Consider the following 2,017-nt stretch of genomic DNA (forward strand, 5'->3'; position numbering starts at 1 on the left):
GTCGTTCGCGCTGATGGCGATCCTGCTCGTCGGGATCTTCGCCTACGCGCGCACGCTCGGCACGCAGGACGTCCTGGAGGCGGCGGGACGATGACACGGGGGACGGGTCCGTCCCCCGCACACCCGGTTCAGGAGACGGTCAGGGTCAGCGGCGCTTCTACGGGCGCCTGGCCGGTCGGCCGGAGGGTGAGGGTGGCCGTGTAGGTGCCGGGGGCTGAGAACGTCCGGTTCGAGACGGCGGTGAACGCGGCGTTGCCGCGCATGTCCGGAATGCTGGCCGTACGGGACGTGGTGAGCGTGACGTCCTCCTGGACGCCGTCGCTCCAGGTGACGGTGCCGGTGAGGGCGCCGGCGGCGGGAGCGGTGACCGTCCAGGCGGCACCGGCGGGCGAGCCCGCCGGGACGGTCCTGTCGGAGCCGAGGGCGGCCGTCCGCCAGGGGACGCCCGCGGTCGGGAAGAAGTTGACGCCCTGGAGCGTCAGGCGTCCGCCGACCATGGCGAGGCGTCCGGTGAAGTCGGTGTAGTCACGCTGGGACTGCGGCGTCCAGCCGACCTCGGCGGTGGCGACCAGGCGCGGGTAGCTGTAGTACTGCGCCTGCGGGAGGCGCCGGATGAACTCGCCCCACAGGGCCGACTCCACTCCGAGGACGTCGCTCTCGGACGTGCCGGGGATGAAGGTTCCGGGGTCCCAGCCGTAGTGCCGGTCCAGGCCGCACGGTCCGCCGCAGGCCCACGTGCCGCCCAGGGGCTGCCGGGAGTCCTGCTTCTGCGGGACGTAGGTGTTGGAGGCAGGGGAGAGGATCAGTTTGGCGCCCCTGCCCGTGACGGCGCCGGCCACGGCGGCCTTGTCGCCCGCCCAGTACTGGACGACCGCGTTGCCTCGCGGGAGCGCGGTCCGGGCGGTCTCGTTCCAGCCGACGACCGTCTTGCCCAGCCCGTCGACCTGGCCGGTGAAGGCGTCGACCATCGCCCGGTAGTCGGCGCCGCTCGTGCTGTGCGACTCGTCCCCGCCGATGTGCAGGTACGGGCCGGGCGTCATGGCCGCGAGCTGGGTGAGGACCTGCTTGGTGAACTCGTGGGTGACCGGGTTGGCGGCGTCGAACGACGAGTACCCGACGTCGGGGGTGCCGTTGGCGGGGACGGTCGTCTCTCCCGGCTTCAGGGCCGGCTTGGATCCGGCGCTGTTGAGCTGCGGGATCGCGTGCAGGGCGGCGTTGGTGTGGCCCGGCATGTCGATCTCCGGGACGACGGTCATCCCGCTCGCCCCCGCGTACCGGACGATCTCGGCGTAGTCGGCCTTGGTGTAGAAGCCGGTGACGCCGGGTTCGGTGCCCATCTGCTGGCCGCTGGAGTTGCGGGTCATCGCGGTCGAACCCGAAACCGAGGTCAGCCTGCCGTAGTCGATCCCGGAGGGGTTCACCGCGGGGGCGTCCATCGCGATCCGCCAGCCCTGGTCGTCGCTCAGGTGCAGGTGCAGGCGGTTGATCTTGAACTGCGCGGCGGCGTCGATGTACTTCCTGACCTCGTCCACCGGGTAGAAGCTGCGGGCGACGTCGAGCATCATGCCGCGGTGCGCGAACCGCGGATAGTCGGTGATCTCGACGTGCGGCACCGTCCAGGCGGCGCGGGCCTTCGCGGGCGACTCGACCCACTGGGGGAAGAGCTGCCGGAGGGTCTGCACGCCGTTGAGGGCTCCGTTGGCGGTGGACGCCTCGATGACGACCTGCGCCGGGTTCGCGGTGAGGTCGTAGCCCTCCGGGCGGCCCGCGGGGCCGAGCCCGGGGCCGACCTTGACGACGATCGGGTTCCGGCCGGACCTCGCGGGCACGACCGGCAGCCGGTAACCGGTGGACGGCCGCAGCACCTTCGCCAGGTAGGCGGCGGGCGCCGCGGCCCCGCCGCCGACCGCCGCGATGGAGGTCGCCGGATCGAGCCGGTAGCCGGGGCCGTCGCTCGCTTCGACGGACACCGGCTTCGGCACCAGCCCGAGCGGGCCGGCGGCGGGACGGTCCCCGG

The 2,017-nt window shown here is 72.8% G+C and carries 1 protein-coding gene; it reads right to left on the minus strand.

Going from position 1 to position 2,017, the window contains the following annotated elements; all coding sequences use genetic code 11:
- Positions 1-128: 128 nt before the first annotated feature.
- A partial coding sequence (locus ABWI04_RS42615; RefSeq protein WP_353835967.1) for a beta-N-acetylhexosaminidase occupies positions 129-2,017 on the minus strand: 1,889 nt, incomplete at its 5' end.

Source organism: Actinomadura sp. NPDC000929, from assembly GCF_040492065.1.
GTDB classification, from domain to species: Bacteria; Actinomycetota; Actinomycetes; order Streptosporangiales; family Streptosporangiaceae; genus Spirillospora; species Spirillospora verrucosospora.